The sequence below is a fragment of the Mesorhizobium sp. M0296 genome, from assembly GCF_040321675.1.
In the GTDB taxonomy this organism is placed as follows: Bacteria; Pseudomonadota; Alphaproteobacteria; order Rhizobiales; family Rhizobiaceae; genus Mesorhizobium.
The window spans coordinates 1-505 of record NZ_JAMYRZ010000117.1; the positions used below are offsets into that span (position 1 = coordinate 1).

1 pseudogene is annotated in these 505 nt (G+C 55.0%); it reads right to left on the minus strand.

Features of this window, described 5'->3' with window-relative positions:
* Nucleotides 1-505 (minus strand): annotated as a pseudogene (locus NKI97_RS35440) (pilus assembly protein TadG-related protein); the annotation flags it as partial.

Here is a 505-nt window from a genome sequence, read left to right on the forward strand (position 1 = left end):
TTACATTGCCGCTCAAGCTGAGCCCCTTGCAGTATGTTCCAGGTTGCAAGGTTGACTGATTGCCGTTTTGACAAGGGTTCGTGGCCGGCGGCGCCGGCAGGTCGGCAAAAGGATCAGCAGCGGGCAGCGCCTGAGTTATCAGGCTGGCGCAAACGGTCTTCACGACGTTGCTCAACGAAACACCGCCTGCCGATATCAGGCAATCGACATCAAGGCTTGCCGATCCCTGAAGTTTGATGGCGTCCGGAGCTATCGAATTCGACATGACGGAGCAGCCTGTCAGTTTTGTGGTCGAACTGCCGGAAAAGAGCGCCGCTTTCGAAGCGGAAGGATCGACCGTCAAAATGCAGGCTTTTGAAGCATCCGTAATAAGAGCCACCGCCCTTGCTTGTGCGCCAACTGCGTTTTGCGTGAATATCGACGTAAAGAACCGATCGAGGTTCTGATGAACGACTACCTCAACCGCCTTTTTTCCGACATTTGGACCGGCTGACGGAGGCGAGAA